This window comes from Stenotrophomonas sp. YJH_SMC_10 (assembly GCF_059371555.1).
The window spans coordinates 57593-73196 of the sequence record NZ_JCAFUS010000004.1; the positions used below are offsets into that span (position 1 = coordinate 57593).

The following is a 15604-nucleotide window of genomic DNA, read 5'->3' on the forward strand; positions in this document are numbered from 1 at the left end:
CTTTCCCCGACCCGCCCTTCGGCCGTTGGCTCGCAGCCTGCTGGTGGCAATGGCCTTGGTGCCAGCAGCCACCGTCGCCGCGGGAGATCTGGATAACGAACACAAGATTGTGGGATCGGGCGACCCTGTCGAAGAGTGGACGCTGCGGAACTGGTCGCTGCTTCGCGTTCAAGGTGGCGAGACGAATGCGATCCAAGCCAACAATTCCGACGTACTGGCACTCGATGCCATCGTCCGTCGCAGTGGCACCCACCAGGTCGCAATCGACCTCAGCGGGGACTCTTCTCTGCAACTCGGCACCAGCACCGTGCGCGGTGGCGGTATCCGTGTCAGTGGTTCATCAAACGCCCATCTGATCGGCAGTCGCATCCTGGTCACCGCCGCAGACGGCCTGTCACCCACTGAATCACTCAGCATCGGCCTCTCGATGGGTGGCACGCCGGCCAGCGCACCGCTGCCCGGTGCATGGGCCATCATCGATTCCACCTACATGCGGGTGGAGGACACTACCGCCGGCGATGATATTGCCAGCGGCCTGGGCGTGCGCATGCAGAACGGCAAGATCAGCATCATCAACGGGTCGCGCATCGATGCAGACAACGTGGGCGTGCTGATGATTGGCACGCGCAACACCCCCGACACGCTGCAGCTCGCCGTGGACGGCTCCACGATAGCGTCTGGCCGCGGCGCCGCCATCCGTGTAGCGGCCGACCAGCCCGCCGACTTCGTCATCAACGTCAGTAACGGCGCTCAGCTGCACGGCGGCAACGGCAACCTGCTGCAGGTCGATTCCCGCAGCGGCAGCGCTACGCCGGGTGCCAGCCACGTGACCTTCAACGTGGATGATGCTCGGATTGCAGGCAATGTCAGTTTCGACGCAGCTACTGTCGACGGCACCCTCGATGTCTTCCTGCGCAACAAGGCGCAGATCGATGGCCGCTTCCTCAACGTCACCTCGGCCAGCATCGAAAGCGACAGCACCTGGCTGATGACCGGCGACAGCAATGTCGGCCACCTGGCGCTGGGCAGTACCGGCACGGTGGCGCTGGGCAATGGCAGCACGTTCAACACGCTCAGCGTGGATACCTTCGACGGTGCCGGCGGCACCCTGCTGTTCAACACCCAGCTGGGTGACGACAGCTCGGCCACCGACAAGCTGATCATCAAGGGCGATGCCAACGGCCAGGCCAACGTGCGTGTGCTCAATGCCGGTGGCGCGGGCGCGAAGACCGACAAGGGCATCGAGCTGATCCGCGTGGGCGGTGCGTCCAATGCGCAGTTCGACCTGCAGGGCCGCGCGGTGGGCGGTCAGTACGAGTACTTCCTGTTCAAGGACGCCACCAACGGCGGCTGGTACCTGCGCTCGGAGCTGGCCGGCACGCCGGACCCGTGCGTGGTGGATCCCACGCTGCCAGAGTGCACGCCGGTCGATCCGGTGGACCCGGTCGATCCCATTGATCCGATCGACCCGACGCCAGTGCTGCGCCCGGAGGCCGGCGCCTACCTGGCCAACCAGTTCGCGATGGACCAGCTGCTGCGCCACGGCTGGCGCGACCGCCAGGGCGGCAACACCTCCGCCGTTGATGGCGTGCGTGGCTGGGCCCGCGTGGACGCTGCGCAGAGCAAGCTGTCGGCGGTGGAGGACCAGCTGGACCTGCGCGTGGACCGCTCGCGCCTGCAGCTGGGTGCGGACATCGGCGTGTTCGACAACGGCCAGGGCCGCGTCGGCGTGATGGGTACGTTGGCCAAGGCCGATGCCACCTCGCGTTCGCAGCTGACCGACTACAGCGCACGCGGCAAGGTCAACGGTGGCGCGCTGGGCGTGTACGGCAACTGGAGCAACGATGCACTGTATGTGGATGCCAGCGTGCAGCGCGGCCAGTTCCGCAACCGCGTGCAGGGCGAAGGCCTGGCCGAGGAACGCTACGACTCGGACATCTGGCAGTCGTCGCTGGAAGCCGGCTACCGCATTGGCATCGGCCAGATCGGCGGCACCGCGCTGAGCCTGCAGCCGGAGCTGCAGCTGGTCTACACCGACGCCAACACCGATCGCCACGAAGAAACCAACGGCACGGTGGTGCGCAGCCTGGGCGACAGCGGTCTGTCCGGCCGCGTGGGCCTGCGCCTGCAGGGCGAAGGCCGCAGTGCCGCCGGTGCGTCGGTCAGCCCGTATGTGGTGGCCAACTGGTACCGCGATGGGGCCAGCAACGGCATGACGTTCGATGATGAAGCGCTGAAGGCCAGCGTGCCGCGCAACCGCTACGAGCTCAATGCCGGTGCGCGCGTGGACTTCCGTTCCGGCCTGAGTGCGTGGGGTGGCTTCGGCGTGATGCGCGGTGACCATGGTTACCGCGAAGCGACGGCCAATCTGAGCATGTCGTACAAGTGGTGAGGTAGAAGCGCGTTCTACTTTCTGTAGAGCCGAGCTATGCTCGGCTGCTTCTCGATGAGATTGTGATGAGCCGAGCGCTGGTTCGGCTCTACACGAATGTCGTGATTGCCACGCTGTGGCGTGCGCCGCACGATTGCAACGCTTTCGAACTTTCCAACAATTCTCATTGGCAGCATTGGCGCTTCATGCAAATCATGTAGCGCCACCGACAACGGGTGGCACGGGCTTCCAATCCCGTTGGGTAACTCTGTTGTTTACGCTTGCCTGCCGGCGTCACCCTTTCCTTGTTGGGTGGCGTCGGCAGGCATTCTGTCCGCGCACCTATGGCGGGCGGTGCGTGGGGGCCTCGTGCCCGCCGGCGTTTCGCAGAGCTACCACCGGTATTGGAACCACGCACCGTCCGCCACCCCGCTGTTAAGCAGGGTGGCCCCTTGCCGCTTGCACAAGGACGCCGTCATGACCGCTTCCCCCTACCCGCACCTGTTCGCCACCCTGGGCGAGGCCGCCGCGCGCCTGCCCGATGACCTGGCCCGCACGCTGGAAGACACCTTCGTTGCGCTGCAGACCGGCAACAGCCCTGGCGCCATCACCCTGCAGGCCTGCCTGCAGTACATCCGCCAGGGCGATGCCGCCGATGGCCAGCCGTGGCCCGGCAGCAACCGTACACCCGGGCAGCGCCTGGCCTTGGCGCGCATCGACCGCGCCAATGCGGGGCTGAGTTTCCTGCTGGAACTGCTGCACGCCACCGAACGCGTCCGCGTGGACGGGGATATCGACCAGCACATGGATGACGGCGCGCGCGAAGGGCTGTTGCTGGCCTGCCGTGGGCTGGCCGAGTATGTGGATGTGCAGTTGCGGGCGGTATGACAACCCGCAACCGCAGCCTGTTCAATCGTAGAGTGCAGTCACGGTAATGGCCGTCTCCACGGCACCCGCGTTGACGCCGCTGGTCGTGGGCAGGTAATAGCCCGCGCGCAGCGTATAGCTGGCCGTGGCGCCGGTCACGGGTACTTCAATACCGGTATCGCCCTTCTTCAGGTAGACGTTGCCCGAGGCCCCGGCCAACAAGGCGACCGAAACGCCTCGTGCCGGATCGGTGCTGGCCGTGTTCTTCCAGCGCTGCGCATCACCATCGGCCGCGATGCCGTCGAAGGACAGCGTGGCTTTGGCAACACCGATGCAGCCAGTGAAGTTCAACGTGCCCTGCTTGAGCAGGTTGTCACCCACCTTCAGCTCGTCGGCCTTCACGTTGTCCAGGGTGATGGCCGGTGCCGTCAGCGTACAGGTGCCGGGCAATACGCGACCGGAAATGGTGAGCGTGGCCGCCGCAGCGCTGCCGAGCGGCACGACCAGTGCCAGAAGGGTGAAAGAGGGTAGCAGCAGGCGTTTCATCGGGTACTCCAGGAGATCAGTAGACGGGGAGGTCGGCCGTTGCCGATTGGGGTGAGGTCGCCAAGGGCTGGCAGATGCCCTGCGACCAGGACGGGCCGTAGGCATCGGGCGCGTCGGGTAGTTGATAGACCAGGCGGCAGCGCTGCGGGCCGTCCGGATCGACGATCAGCGCGCCTTCGGGCGGTGCGCCACGCAACTGGATGACGCCGCCCTGCCCCACCGCGCCGGCGGGCGTGCCGTCCTCGCGCTGCACGCGCGCCGCAAACGGCAAGGGCTGGCCCAGTGCATCGGTGGCATCGATGAACAAGGTGTGCTCGCGGCGCACCTCGAACGGCACGCGCACGATGCCGCCGGCGGTGGGCGCAACACGCTGCGAGGTCTGCAGCAGTTCCACCTCCAGCGGCAGCCCCGAAGGGTCCAGATCGATGCGATTCCAGCGATAGGGGCTGACGTGCGGCAACAACGCGTAGCCATTGCGTGCCACGCGGATATCCACACCCGTGCCCACCTGCGCGCCCTCTGCGCCCGGCGCATGCACCAGCACGAAACCGTCGCCTGCCGGTGGCCCCATGTTCAGGCCGCCGGCGTGCGCCACCAGCGTACCGGAGGCACTGAGTGTCTGGCTGCTGTGGCCGCTCGCCCGGCTGTAGGCCGCGTTGACGTTGGCGTAGCGGCCCTGGTAGTCCAGATAGGCGCTGCTGCTGGTTCCACTGCGGCCCTGCACGCTGGACACCGAATAGTTCAGCGCGCGCCGCTCGCCGAGGTACCCACTCACGCCTGCCTGCACCTGCTGACCGCCACTGGCGTGACTGATCCGGGTGCTCACCCGCGGGGCGTTTCCGGTGCGTCCCAGCGGCATGCTGAGGGTGAATGCATAGCGTGTGTCGGGCCGGCCACTTCCCAGCCGATAGCGCTGCACGGAAACACCATAGTTGGCCAGGCCGACTGTGCCGTTGAAGCCGAACTGGAAGTCGGTCTGCCGCTGTGCAGTGTCCCAGTACGCTACGTGCCCGCCGTTGAGGAACAGCTGGCCGGCCGTGCCCAGGCGCTGGGACAGGTTGGCCTGGTAGCGCTGCCGCGCACGCCCGGCGTAGCCCCAGTCGTCGGCCGCCGCGCGCGCTACATCGTTCAGGGTGAGGAACCCCTGCGTGCTGTAGCGATAGGCGGCAAGACCGACGTTGGTCCCCGTGCGCGAGACGTAGCGCTGGTAGTTCAGGCGCAGGCTGCTGCCGGCGACTGCAGGGCGTCCGTGCAGCTGCGCCTGCGAGTGGGTGACATCGGCGCCAATGGCGCCCCATCGCGAGTTGACTGCAGCACCGGCGATGACCGCCCGATAGCCCTGTGCGACCTGGATGCCGCCCAATGCCGTGAGGTGATTGCTGAGACCGCGCGCATACGTACCCTCGGCGAAGCGCAGCGCGGTGACGTCGTTGCCAACGTCCCGCAGCGCGCCGGCACTGGCACTGAATCGGGAGCTGCCTTCGCGCAGGGCCTGCGGCACCGCGGAGAAGCTCACGTTGAAGCGCTGGCTGCGCCCGTCGGCTTCGGTAACGACGACCTCCAGGTCGCCGCCATAGTTGGTCGGGTACAGATCGTCGATGACGAACGGCCCGGGCGCTACGCTGACTTCATGGATGACGATGCCGTTCTGCTGGATGCTGACCAGGGCGTTGCCTTCGGCGATGCCGCGCACGGCCGGTGCGTAGCCACGCAACGAGTCGGGCAGCATGCGCTCGTCGGTATACAGGCGGGCCCCGGTGAAGGCCACGCTGTCGAACAGTTCGCCGCCGGTATGGCCCTCACCCAGCAGCAACTGGCTGTTGATGGCCGGCAGATCGCGTTGCAGGTGGCTGCTGATCGTTCGATAGCGGGTTCCCTGCGTGCCGTGGCTGAACGCACCGCGATGGCGCGCGCGCCAGTGGCCCAGGTTGAACCCCCCGTTCAGGCCTACGTAGCTGCTGTCGCGGGTGTCGCTGCGGTAGTGGTTGGCGGTGTAATTGACGAAACCGGCGGCAATGCCGGGATCGCGCTGCTCGGCCATCACGTGGCCGCGGGCAGCGCGTTCCTGCATCGCCTGCGGCACGGTCAGCAACAACTGCAGGCTGCTGTCGTCGAAGGTGGCCGTGGCGCCCGGCACAACCGTCGGCAGATCGATACAGCCGGTATCGACGGCGTCTGCGCGGACCACCTGCAGCCGTTCCGCACGCAGCTGCAATGCGTCCAGCAGGCCATCCGGCAGGCAGGGGCGTGCGCTGGCGTGTCCGTCCGGGACCACGAAGCGGATATCCCGGGTCTGCTCAAACTGGCCGTTGATCCAGACATCGACCCGGTGCAGACCGGCCTCGACCGGATTGCCCTGCGCATAGCGGCGCATATCGATGGCCTGCCCACCCACCAGGAAACCTTCGCTGAACTCGATGGCGGGCGCGGCAACAGCGGCGCCAGGAACCGAGAGGGACAGCGCCGCTGCAATGGCACGCGGCAGGCGGCAGCGCTCGCGTGCGCGCGTGAAGGATCGAAGGGTGGTCATGACAGGTGGTGTACGAAGGGACGTCGCGCAAGGCCGCGCGGTGGCAGCGACAGGAAGGAACGCGCGTGCATCAGTAGTAGTCGGCAAGCAGCGATACTTCGCTGCGGATGGTCCCGGTGCGCAGTTCTGCAGGCGTGCGCTGGTAGCGGGCACTGAACGGAACCGACATGACCGTGCCCGTGGTGGTGCCATAGCTCCACGGCTGCTGCATGCGCACGGGTGCTCCAGCCTGCAACACCTGCAGTGCAACGCCTGCCGTCGTGCTTTCCGGCGCAGGGGCCAGGATGTCGCCGGTGTTGGCAGCATCGTGCACGTCGCGCATCTCCAGCACCAGCGGACGACCGCTGGCGCCACAGTTGATGGCAACGTTGAAGGCCTTTTCGCCTGCGCTCTGCTGCTGATCGAGCGTGCTGGCATCGATCGGATCCAGCGTTATGGCCTGGGGCGTTACCGCGCAGGTCTGCGCGTGGAAGCGGAAGCCCGCGCTGATGTGGTGCTTGCCGCCGCTGCCACTGAAAGTGGTAGAGACCGTACCGACAGGCATCGCTGCGACATCACGCATCGGCCCCCCGCGTGAGTAGATGGTGAGATGGACGACCACCTCCTTGCGATCACCCCAGTGCATGTCGACGGCCTGGGGAACACCATCGCGGAACGGCGTACTGCCACCTTCGACCTCTTCAAGCGGGCACTCCGCATCGTGTTCGTCGCAGGCGCCATAGGTGAAAGAGAGCACGATCAGGGGCGAAGTCGCGTTGATCTCATACGCGGGATCGAGGCCACCATCTGGATTCATGATGTCGCGCGCGTAGCGCAGGCCGTTGAACAGTGGCTGCAGCTGCGCCCTTCTGTCGGCGGGGTCGCAGACCAGGGCCAGGCGGCCGCTGGCCTGGCCAAGGAGCTGATCGGGCGCATCGACGAAGGCAACATCGAACACGCGATCGATGAACACATCGCCACTGATGGGGCGACACGCAGCGGAGGCACCCGACGCAGCAGCCAACAGTGCCAGCGCAAGGGGGAGCGTTCGTGGATTGAGATGTGCGCCGTGCATGGAGTGGCTCCGGGAGGGGGCGAAGGCAGGTGCCTGTGAGCCGAATCGCAAGTGCGGCTCGGCGGCAGCCAGTAACGGAAGGAAGCGCACAGTATTTCGCCCCACCCTGCAGCCCCATACAAAAAGTTGCATTCGCCGCCAGCAGGAAACCGTTTACAACAAGTTGCATGGTGGTTCGGCTGCGCGGCAACGACACTGCGCACCGCTCGGTGGCCCGCGGCCGCCGACGCCTCCCATTCCGCAACGAGAAGGCTTCGATGTCGATCAAACTGAACCTGCTGGCGCTGTCCGCGCTGGCGATCCTGGCTGCACCCGCTGCCCAGGCCGAACGGCTGGAAATCACCGGCGAACTGATGACCTCCACCTGCAGTGTCGGCTCCGCGGGCGGCACCATCACCGTGCCGATGGGCAAAGTGGACCTGGCGTCGGTCAACGCCGGTACCCGTGCCGGCCAGAAGAATTTCAGCATTGCCCTGGACTGCTCCGGCTCGGGTGCTGCGCAGGACGTTGGCGTGCGCTTCGGTGGCACGCCTGAAGGAAGTACCGGCAACCTGGCACTGACCGCAGCATCGGGGGCGACCAATGTGGGCGTGGCGCTGTATGACGCGGCGGGCAATCACCAGAAGATCGGTGATGACCCGACCCAGTGGGTGACCATCGCCGCCGGTGGCACTGGCCAGCTGGACTACAGCGCGTGGTATGCCTCGCCGGCCCAGAACGCTACGGCCGGCACCGCCAACGCGTCAGGCGACTTCGTGGTGCTCTACAAGTAAACGGTATCCGGCGCACGCGCACGGATGCGCGCGTGCGTCGCCTGCATGAGGTGTTCCATGAAACTCTGCCCATCGTTGTGGTTGCCGGCCCTGCTGGTCACCGCGCTTGTGCTGCCGGCGCAGGCCGCGGTAACCCTGCAAGGCACGCGCATCGTGCACGACGCCAGCAAAAGCCGCGATGTCACGGTCAAGGCCAGCAATGTGGGTGAGCAACCCGCGATGACGCAAGTCTGGATCGACGCGGGCGACAGCCATGCGCGTCCGGAGAGCGTGCGCACGCCGTTCCGACTGACGCCATCCGAGCCGCGCCTGTTGCAGGCCAAGCGGGCACAGGCCTATCGCATCACCTATGCGCCGCGGCCTTCGGAAGCGCCGCTGCCGACTGATCGCGAGTCGGTGTTCTACTTCAACCTGCTGGATATCCCGCCCAAGCCGGCCAATGCCGGCGACCGCAACCTGCTGCAGTTCGCGGTGCGCACGCGGGTGAAGCTGTTCCATCGCCCCGCCGGCCTGCCGGGCAGTGCGCGCGATGCGCCGGGCCAGCTGCAGTGGCGCATGGCGGCAGGGGCATTGCAGATCAGCAATCCCACTGCCTATCACGTGACACTGACTTCGTTGACCTTGCCCGATGGCAGCAGGGTGCCGGCGGACATGATCGCGCCCGGTGCACAGGTACGGCTGCCGCTGCCAGCCAGTGCTTCGGTGCCCAACAGCCTGACATTCCAGTGGCTGGACGACTACGGCACCACGCGCGATGCCCAGGCAAAGGTCATTCACTGATTGACGCCGGGCAATGGCTCGGCGCTACCTAGAGAGAGAAACACACAGCATGAAAAAGATGATGACTCCGCTTACCCGCTACACCCAGTTCAGCGGGCGCGCCAGCCGCAGCGAGTTCTGGTGGTTCCAGTTGTTCGTCGTGATCGCGTTGATACCGTCGAATGTGCTGGGCTTCATTGCTGGCTACACCGGTTCAGGCACGCTGGCACTGATATCGACGGGCGTGGGCGCGCTGGTGTGGCTGGCGATCATCGTGCCGATGATTGCAGTGACCGTGCGCCGCCTGCATGACACCGACCGTTCCGGCTGGTGGTACCTGCTGATGCTGGTGCCGATTGTGGGCCTGGTGGTGCTGGTGTTCATGCTGCTGCCGAGCACCCCGGGCGACAACCGCTTCGGTGCGCCGGTGCCGCATGTGTAATCGCCTCGGGGTCAGATCCCTTTGCGGCGCAAAGGGATCTGACCCCACGCCGGAAGGTTGGCACCCAGCAGTGCAGTCCTGCGGCTACGCGAAGTGCTGGTAACCGCCGTCGGCGGCTTCGCCGTCCACGTGCACGCCCTGCCCTTCGGCGATGCGGCCGATGCGGGTGAGCGGCACGTCCAGCGATTCGGCCAGGTAGTGCAGCGCATCGCGCTGGTCGGCAGCCGCGGTGAAACACAGCTCGTAGTCGTCGCCCCCGCGCAGTGCGCAGTCGCGTGCAGCGTCGCGGCCGAGCAGCTCACGCAGCGCGTGCGAGATCGGCAGCGAATCGGCATCCACATGCGCGGCCACGTTGCTGCGCGTGGCGATATGACCGAGGTCGGCCAGCAGGCCGTCGGACACATCCACCGCCGCGTGCGCGAAAGCCCGCAGGCGCAGGCCCAGGGTTACGCGCGGCGTCGGCCGCAGCAGGCGCAGGCGCAGGCTTTCGTAGTCGGCCAGCAGCGTGGCGGTGGCGATGCTCAACGCACCTTGTTGCCACAGGCGCAGCGCGCCGGCGGCATCGCCCAGCGTGCCACTGACCCAGACATCGTCACCCACCTGCGCGCGGTCGCGCCGCAGGGCCTGGCCACGCCCGACCTGTCCCATCGCGGTCACCGACAGCGACAGCGGACCGCGCGTGGTGTCGCCACCGACCAGCGCGATGTCGTGCTGGTCGGCCAGGGCGAAGAAGCCATCGGCAAAGGCCTCGATCCAGTCTTCAGATGCTTCCGGCAGCGACAACGCCAGCGTGCACCACGCCGGGCGCGCGCCCATCGCGGCCAGGTCCGACAGGTTGACCGCCAGGGTCTTCCAGCCGATGTCGAAGGCCGGGGTTTCCACCGGGAAGTGCACGCCGCTGTTGAGCGTATCGGCGGTGACCACCAGCTGTTCGTTGGCACGCGGCTGCAGCAGCGCGGCGTCGTCACCGATGCCGAGCAGGATGTCGTCGCGCTCGAGGGTACGGGCGCGGATGCGGTTGATGAGGGCGAATTCGGCCAGGGACATGGGGCGTTCCCGCTGTTGTTCGTGCCGCGCATCGCGCGGTGGGCGGTAGTGCCGGCCGCTGGCCGGCAACCTCAGGATCCCTGCAGCTGCCGGCCAGCGGCCGGCACTACCACAGGCGGGTCAGTGACCCGATTCGACCTTGCGCCATTCCACGGCGGCACGATCCAGCACGCCGTTGACGTAGGTGTGGCCGTGTTCGGAACCGAAGCGCTTGGCCGATTCGATGGCTTCGTTGATCACCACGCGGTACGGCACGTCCAGGCGGTAGCGCAGCTCGTAGGCGGCCAGGCGCAGCACTGCGCGTTCGATCGCGTCCACTTCCTCGATGCCACGGTCCAGGTACGGGCCGAGCGCTTCGTCGATGTCGCGACGGTTGTCGAGCACGCCGTGCACCAGCGCCTCGAAGTACGCCAGGTCGGCAATTTCGCGGGCCTGCTCGTGGGCAAACTGGGCGATCAGCGACTGGGCGTTGCCGCCGGAGATCTGCCAGGCGTAGATGGCCTGCACGGCACGACGGCGGGCGCGCGAGCGCAGCACCGGATCGACGCCATCGCGGCGGACGGGTTTACCGGAGGGCTTGCCCTGGGTGTTCTTGTTCATGGCAGTTGCTCCAGCAGATTGACCATTTCCAGTGCGGCGAGTGCGACTTCCTCGCCCTTGTTGCCGTGGCTGCCGCCTGCGCGGGCCTCGGCGTCTTCCACGCGTTCCACCGCTAGCACGCCGTTCAGCACCGGCACGCCGAAATCCAGCTGCACGCGCATCAGGCCTTCGGCGCAGCGGTCGGCCACGTGTTCGTAGTGGCGGGTGTCGCCACGGATCACGCAGCCCAGGGTGAGGATGGCGGCGTGTTCATGGGCGGCGGCCAGGCGTGCGGCCACCAGCGGCAGTTCCCACGCACCCGGCACGCGGATCACGTCGATGTTGGCTTCGGTGATGCCGTTGCCGGCCAGGCTCTGGCGGGCGCCAGCGACCAGCGTGTCGGTGATGCGGGCATTCCAGCGGCTGGCCAGGATGGCGAAGCGCGCCGACTCGGGAGTGCGAAGATCGCCTTCGTAGTGGCTCATATGCGGCTTGGGGAACTCGATAAGGGGGTAATTCTAGCGTGGATGGGCCCCGGCCGTGGCTGGCGGGGGCCCGCAGGGGCTGGCGACCAGCGGCCGGCACCCACCGGTAGTGCCGGCCGCTGGCCGGCAACCCCAATCACAGGGTGACCGTCTCCACCACTTCCAGGCCGTAACCGGCCAGGCCAACCTGGCGGCGCGGGGTGCCCAGCACGCGCAGCTTGCCCAGGCCCAGGTCGGACAGGATCTGCGCGCCGGCACCGTTGCGGCGCCACTGGCCCACGTCCTTGTCCTTGCCCGGCACCACCGGCGCCGGCTGCTGGCGCAGGCGGGCCAGCAGGGCTTCGCCATCGCGCGGGGCCGACAGCACCACCATCACGCCGGCGCCCTCGGCATCGATCGCACGCAGGGCATCAGTGGCGGCCACGCCGAAGTCGTCGCGGCGCCAGTGCAACAGGTCGGCCAGCGGGTTTTCCACCTGCACGCGCACCAGGGTCGGTGTTTCCGCATCCGGCGTGCCGCGCACCAGCGCGAAATGCAGGTCGTGGGCGATGCGATCGCGGTAGGTCACCAGCTTGAACGGGCCGAATTCGGTGTCGATCTCGCGCTCGTCCACGCGTTCGACGGTCTTTTCCGTGGCCAGGCGGTAGGCGATCAGGTCGGCGATGGAGCCCATCTTCAGGCCGTGCTCGCGGGCGAACACTTCCAGCTCCGGGCGGCGCGCCATGCTGCCATCCGGGTTCAGGATCTCCACCAGCACGCCGGCCGGCTCCAGCCCGGCCAGCATGGCCAGGTCGACGCCGGCTTCGGTATGGCCGGCGCGGGTGAGCACGCCGCCCGGCTGGGCGATCAGCGGGAAGATGTGGCCCGGCTGGTGCAGGTCCGACGGCTTGGCATTGGGCTTCACCGCGGTGCGGATGGTGTGCGCGCGGTCGTGGGCCGAGATGCCGGTGGTAACGCCCTCGGCGGCCTCGATGCTGACCGTGAAGTTGGTCTGGAACTGCGCGGTGTTGGCCTGCACCATCGGCGCCAGGCCGAGGTCGGCGGCGCGGGTGCGGGTCAGCGGCAGGCACACCAGGCCACGGCCGTGGGTGACCATGAAGTTGATGTCCGACGGCTTGACCAGCTCGGCGGCCATGATCAGGTCGCCTTCGTTCTCGCGGTCTTCGTCATCGACGATGACCACCATGCGGCCCTGGCGAATGTCTTCCAGGATTTCCGGAATCGGGGCGAAGTTCATGCGCGTGCTCCTTCGCCCAACAGGCGTTCGACGTAACGGGCCACCAGATCGATTTCCAGATTGACCGCGCTGCCCACGCCGGTGGCGGAGAAGGCGGTGTTGGCCACGGTGTGCGGGATCAGGGCGACTTCAAAACCTTCGTCGTCCACTTCGTTGACGGTGAGGCTGACGCCGTCCACGCAGATCGAGCCCTTCTTGGCGATGTAGCGGCGCAGCGAGGCCGGCGCGGCGAAACGCCAGCGCTGGGCCCGCGCGTCGTCGTGGATGGACAGCACCTGGCCGAGGCCGTCGACGTGGCCGCTGACCAGATGGCCGCCCAGGCGGTCGGTCGGGCGCATGGCGCGCTCCAGGTTGATGACCGCCCCTTCGCCCAGTTGGCCCAGCGTGGTCAGGCCCAGGGTCTCGGTGGAGGCATCGGCCTGGAAGCTGTTGGCGTCGAATGCGATGACGGTGAGGCAGACGCCGTTGATGGCAATGCTCTCGCCCATCTGCACGTGGTCGAACGGCAGATTCCCGACATGGAAGGTGAAGCGGACATCGCCGCCGATGGATTCGCGTGCGGCCAGACGGCCGACGCCTTCGATGATTCCAGTAAACAAGTAACGTTCTCCGCGAAAAGTGAGCGAAAAACGCCGCAAGGCAAACAGGCGGGCGCAGGGCCGCGAAGGCCCTGTGGCACCGTCTTCTTTCATCCGGACTATACCGTCGGCTCCGGCATCGGACCGGATCTGCTGACCCCCGGCCGTGGGCCGGGGCGCTCGCGGGCTCGTGCTTGCGCACCTACCGCCGGTGGGGAATTGCACCCCGCCCTGAAGACGTTTGTGTACCGGCGAACCGGCGTGGCTAGTGTACCAGCCCGGGCTGAACGGGGTGGGATGCCCGGGGTCGGATCGCTTTCCGCAGGAAAGGGGCTCTGTCCCTGGGCCTCTCGGAATCGCGGAGGGGTCAGAGCCGTTCCCCAAGGGAAAACGGATCCGACCCCGGCCACGTCTGGCCAGCCTGTGACGACGGTCTCTCGCATTTTGTAAAACTTTCATTAAAATCCGCAGCGGACGACATGAGGTCGCCACGGGCAGCTGCGATGGCAGGCCCGCCAATGGACTGAAATTCACAGGAATTCCCATGCGCAAGATCCTGATCGCGGCTGCCCTGCTGGCCGCTGCCCCGTTCTCGGCCTCGGCCGACGCCCTGAGCTACACCTACGTCGAAGGCGGCTGGACCCAGGTCCAGGTTGACGACAACGTGCTGGACGACCCGAAGGTCGACGGCGGCTACCTGCGTGGTTCGGTCGCGCTGGCCGAGCAGGTCTACGTGTTCGGTGGCTGGTCGCGCACCAGCAAGACCCGCCACTACGGCGAAGATTCGCTGAAGCTGGAACTGAACCAGCCGGAGCTGGGTATCGGCTACCACATGCCGTGGACCGACCGCCTGGACTTCACTGCCGATGCCGCCTGGGTGCGCCAGAACGCTGAATCGACCCTGCGCTACGACGGCGTGCGTTACCACGGCAAGGACCACACCAACCTGGGCCGCGTCACCCTGGGTATCCGCGGCAAGCCGTCGCGCATGACCGAAGCCTGGGCCAAGGCCGGCTACATGGATGGCGGCAACAACTACAAGGGCACCTGGGTCGGCACCGTCGGCGGCCAGATCAACTTCACCAAGACCTGGGGTCTGGTGGGCGAGATCGCCGGCTATCGCGACGTCACCCAGTACTCGGTTGGCGTGCGCGCCAGCTTCTGATCCAACGATCGCTCCTCGTCGTGCGATCGAACGGGCCCCGCGAGGGGCCCGTTTTTTTTGGCCCGCGCGTGCCGGCCCGTGGCGACCGAGCGTCATCACGCCCGCGAACAGATGCGCTAGGCTTGCGCGCATCTGGAACCGGAAACACTGTCATGAAGACCCCCTTGCGTACCCTGCTGGCCAGCGCCCTGCTGGCTGCCCCGCTGCTGGCCGCCGCCGCCCCGGCCACGCTGACGCCCGAACAGGCCTTCGACCTGTATGCACGCGTGCTGCTGGAAGACGATGCCGCCGCGACCCGCACGCTCAACGATGCGCTGAAACCCGCCTTTGAAGGCCAGGATGCGGTAACCCCGAACCCGGGCGCGTTGGCCAAGGCGCTGGCCGAACCGTGGCAGGTGGTGCTTGCCAGCGCCGGTGCCAAGGCCGACGCTGCCGCCACCGAAGCGCTGTATGCCAAGGCCCTGCGTGATTCGAAGTGCCGCGCGACCAAGAGCGTGATCGAAGACAACGAATACGTCGAAGGCCAGAAGCTGGCGCGCATCGCCTTCAGCTGCCAGGTGCCCGACCTGGGCAACGTGCGCCCGTTGTTCGCCGCCAGCCTTGCAGCCGATGCCAGCCCGGCCTCACGCAAGCAGTTCACCGACGCCTACACCCAGGCGCTGCAGAGTGGCGCGCGCGTGCCGGTCAGCGGCACCTTCACCCTGTACCCGGCCAAGGACAACGGCTACTGGTACAGCGGCAATTTCGATGACCTGGTAGGCACCGTGGCCGGCGCGCTGGCACCGTTCGAGGACTGGATGCAGGACGCGCAGGCGGCCACCGCGCCGAAGGTCACCGGCGTACCGGGCTGCGACCTGCTGCTGCAGCAGCACCGCGCCTGCGTGGCGAAGATCGCGCCGGACCAGATCAGTGGCGTGGACGCGATGGCCGAGGAACTGAAGGCCAAGGCCAAGGTGAAGTCGGCCGAAGACATGACGCAGGAATGCAAGGCACTGCGCCCGATCGCCGAGATGATGTGGACCGACGAATGCGCGTAAGCGCGATGTAACGCCGAGCCTAGGCGCTGCTCAGCGTTGCCGACGGCAAGGGCAACTGCATTTTCAGAACCGTTGCATGGCCCTGTGCAGCCTCCATGGTCAATGCTGTTGCCCTCTTCCACTGGGGGCAACCG

15 protein-coding genes and 1 riboswitch are annotated in these 15604 nt (G+C 67.0%); of the genes, 7 read left to right on the forward strand and 8 right to left on the reverse strand.

From position 1 onward, the window contains the following. The first annotated feature begins 49 nt into the window (after positions 1-49). The gene (locus AC5P9C_RS07745; protein WP_414615178.1) at positions 50-2392 is read left to right on the forward strand and encodes an autotransporter family protein; all 2343 of its coding nucleotides are present in this window, start codon (positions 50-52) and stop codon (positions 2390-2392) included. A 456-nt stretch (positions 2393-2848) separates the two neighbouring features. Continuing rightward, entirely contained in the window at positions 2849-3259 is a 411-nt protein-coding gene (locus AC5P9C_RS07750) for a hypothetical protein (protein ID WP_057494401.1), read from the forward strand. Between the two features lie 21 nt (positions 3260-3280). Here AC5P9C_RS07750 and AC5P9C_RS07755 read toward each other — a convergent pair whose 3' ends face one another. From AC5P9C_RS07755 to AC5P9C_RS07765, 3 genes are all read right to left on the reverse strand, one after another. After that, complete coding sequence (locus tag AC5P9C_RS07755; RefSeq protein ID WP_478438007.1) at positions 3281-3784, reverse strand: fimbrial protein; 504 nt, start codon at positions 3782-3784, stop codon at positions 3281-3283. A gap of 16 nt (positions 3785-3800) precedes the next feature. Next, positions 3801-6314, reverse strand: a complete 2514-nt coding sequence (locus AC5P9C_RS07760; protein ID WP_495205129.1) for a fimbria/pilus outer membrane usher protein — start codon at positions 6312-6314, stop codon at positions 3801-3803. 70 nt (positions 6315-6384) lie between these two features. After that, positions 6385-7458, reverse strand: coding sequence for a fimbrial protein (locus AC5P9C_RS07765; protein WP_343540837.1), 1074 nt, complete (start codon positions 7456-7458; stop codon positions 6385-6387). Positions 7459-7625: 167 nt separating this feature from the next. Here AC5P9C_RS07765 and AC5P9C_RS07770 point away from each other — a divergent pair, with 167 nt between their 5' ends. The 3 genes from AC5P9C_RS07770 to AC5P9C_RS07780 are packed head-to-tail and all read left to right on the forward strand — an operon-like array spanning position 7626 to position 9342. Beyond that, positions 7626-8141, forward strand: a complete 516-nt coding sequence (locus AC5P9C_RS07770) for a fimbrial protein (RefSeq protein ID WP_049468313.1) — start codon at positions 7626-7628, stop codon at positions 8139-8141. A gap of 57 nt (positions 8142-8198) precedes the next feature. After that, positions 8199-8921, forward strand: coding sequence for a fimbrial biogenesis chaperone (locus AC5P9C_RS07775; RefSeq protein WP_343540840.1), 723 nt, complete (start codon positions 8199-8201; stop codon positions 8919-8921). 49 nt (positions 8922-8970) lie between these two features. After that, positions 8971-9342, forward strand: coding sequence for a DUF805 domain-containing protein (locus tag AC5P9C_RS07780; protein WP_074725568.1), 372 nt, complete (start codon positions 8971-8973; stop codon positions 9340-9342). A gap of 84 nt (positions 9343-9426) precedes the next feature. Here the strand turns inward: AC5P9C_RS07780 and thiL are convergent, their stop codons facing one another. The 5 genes from thiL to AC5P9C_RS07805 form a co-directional block, all read right to left on the reverse strand. Beyond that, positions 9427-10389, reverse strand: a complete 963-nt coding sequence (gene thiL, locus AC5P9C_RS07785; RefSeq protein WP_057494406.1) for a thiamine-phosphate kinase — start codon at positions 10387-10389, stop codon at positions 9427-9429. A gap of 120 nt (positions 10390-10509) precedes the next feature. Continuing rightward, complete coding sequence (gene nusB / locus AC5P9C_RS07790) at positions 10510-10989, reverse strand: transcription antitermination factor NusB (protein WP_005415268.1); 480 nt, start codon at positions 10987-10989, stop codon at positions 10510-10512. After that, complete coding sequence (gene ribH, locus AC5P9C_RS07795) at positions 10986-11453, reverse strand: 6,7-dimethyl-8-ribityllumazine synthase (RefSeq protein WP_010481977.1); 468 nt, start codon at positions 11451-11453, stop codon at positions 10986-10988. The genes nusB and ribH overlap by 4 nt, the downstream gene beginning before the upstream one ends. Positions 11454-11589: 136 nt before the next feature. Next, on the reverse strand, positions 11590-12690 hold the full coding sequence (gene ribB / locus AC5P9C_RS07800) for a 3,4-dihydroxy-2-butanone-4-phosphate synthase (RefSeq protein ID WP_053506800.1): 1101 nt from the start codon (positions 12688-12690) through the stop codon (positions 11590-11592). Further along, complete coding sequence (locus AC5P9C_RS07805) at positions 12687-13289, reverse strand: riboflavin synthase (RefSeq protein ID WP_049468273.1); 603 nt, start codon at positions 13287-13289, stop codon at positions 12687-12689. The genes ribB and AC5P9C_RS07805 overlap by 4 nt, the downstream gene beginning before the upstream one ends. 77 nt (positions 13290-13366) lie before the next feature. Continuing rightward, positions 13367-13511: riboswitch (FMN riboswitch) on the reverse strand. Between the two features lie 301 nt (positions 13512-13812). On the opposite strand from AC5P9C_RS07805, the gene AC5P9C_RS07810 reads away from it, so the two are divergent. Beyond that, positions 13813-14433, forward strand: coding sequence for a hypothetical protein (locus AC5P9C_RS07810; protein WP_343540846.1), 621 nt, complete (start codon positions 13813-13815; stop codon positions 14431-14433). 152 nt (positions 14434-14585) lie between these two features. Beyond that, positions 14586-15470, forward strand: a complete 885-nt coding sequence (locus tag AC5P9C_RS07815; RefSeq protein WP_312559029.1) for a hypothetical protein — start codon at positions 14586-14588, stop codon at positions 15468-15470. Positions 15471-15604: the final 134 nt, after the last annotated feature.

What these genes read in the sequence shown, in the direction of transcription:
- AC5P9C_RS07745 (WP_414615178.1), top strand. Translation starts at nt 50, where the DNA reads ATGGCCTTGGTGCCAGCAGCCACCGTCGCCGCGGGAGATCTGGATAAC.
- AC5P9C_RS07750 (WP_057494401.1), top strand. Translation starts at nt 2,849, where the DNA reads ATGACCGCTTCCCCCTACCCGCACCTGTTCGCCACCCTGGGCGAGGCC.
- AC5P9C_RS07755 (WP_478438007.1), bottom strand. Translation starts at nt 3,784, where the DNA reads ATGAAACGCCTGCTGCTACCCTCTTTCACCCTTCTGGCACTGGTCGTG.
- AC5P9C_RS07760 (WP_495205129.1), bottom strand. Translation starts at nt 6,314, where the DNA reads ATGACCACCCTTCGATCCTTCACGCGCGCACGCGAGCGCTGCCGCCTG.
- AC5P9C_RS07770 (WP_049468313.1), top strand. Translation starts at nt 7,626, where the DNA reads ATGTCGATCAAACTGAACCTGCTGGCGCTGTCCGCGCTGGCGATCCTG.
- AC5P9C_RS07775 (WP_343540840.1), top strand. Translation starts at nt 8,199, where the DNA reads ATGAAACTCTGCCCATCGTTGTGGTTGCCGGCCCTGCTGGTCACCGCG.
- AC5P9C_RS07780 (WP_074725568.1), top strand. Translation starts at nt 8,971, where the DNA reads ATGAAAAAGATGATGACTCCGCTTACCCGCTACACCCAGTTCAGCGGG.
- thiL (WP_057494406.1), bottom strand. Translation starts at nt 10,389, where the DNA reads ATGTCCCTGGCCGAATTCGCCCTCATCAACCGCATCCGCGCCCGTACC.
- nusB (WP_005415268.1), bottom strand. Translation starts at nt 10,989, where the DNA reads ATGAACAAGAACACCCAGGGCAAGCCCTCCGGTAAACCCGTCCGCCGC.
- ribH (WP_010481977.1), bottom strand. Translation starts at nt 11,453, where the DNA reads ATGAGCCACTACGAAGGCGATCTTCGCACTCCCGAGTCGGCGCGCTTC.
- ribB (WP_053506800.1), bottom strand. Translation starts at nt 12,690, where the DNA reads ATGAACTTCGCCCCGATTCCGGAAATCCTGGAAGACATTCGCCAGGGC.
- AC5P9C_RS07810 (WP_343540846.1), top strand. Translation starts at nt 13,813, where the DNA reads ATGCGCAAGATCCTGATCGCGGCTGCCCTGCTGGCCGCTGCCCCGTTC.
- AC5P9C_RS07815 (WP_312559029.1), top strand. Translation starts at nt 14,586, where the DNA reads ATGAAGACCCCCTTGCGTACCCTGCTGGCCAGCGCCCTGCTGGCTGCC.